This window comes from Pseudomonas sp. 51_B (genome assembly GCF_017491595.1).
In the GTDB taxonomy this organism is placed as follows: Bacteria; Pseudomonadota; Gammaproteobacteria; order Pseudomonadales; family Pseudomonadaceae; genus Aquipseudomonas; species Aquipseudomonas promysalinigenes.
Genome location: NZ_JAFGYW010000288.1, coordinates 1 through 479, shown reverse-complemented (window position 1 = coordinate 479; position 479 = coordinate 1). Strand labels below are relative to the sequence as shown.

The window sequence follows — 479 nt, the reverse complement described above, 5'->3', positions numbered from 1 at the left end:
GGACCACCCCCTGAAAGCCGGCCACAAGCCGGCTTTTTTAATGCCTGCGAAAAAGCTTCCCGGCATGCCAGACCGCTCGCCGGCCAATGCGCCGCTGTCATCAGGCAGGCATAAGATCGGTCTATCCCCTCGCCGGTCCGCCGCCATGAAACGCCCCTCGCCCTTCCTGCTCGCCCTGCTACTGACAGCCCCGTTGCCAGCGTACGCGCAGGCCGGCGACTGGAAGCTCGCCAAGGACCAGGACGGCGTGCAGGTCTACCTGAAACAAGTCCCCGGCTCGAACTACAAGAGCTTCCGTGGCATCACGCTGGTGAAGGCCGATGTCGCCACCCTCGGCCACCTGCAGGAGAACCTGCGCGTCTCCTGCGCCTGGCTCTACGCCTGTGCGCAGATGCGCTTGCTCAAGTACAGCGACGAGGCGATCTGGGTCTACCTCGACACCAAGCTTCCCTGGCCCGCCGCCCCGCGGGACCTGGTAC

General features: G+C 65.3%; 1 pseudogene. It reads left to right on the top strand.

The annotated features are described in order from the left end of the window. Positions 1-145: 145 nt before the first annotated feature. Positions 146-479: pseudogene (locus J5M56_RS24870) on the top strand (lipid-binding protein); the annotation flags it as partial.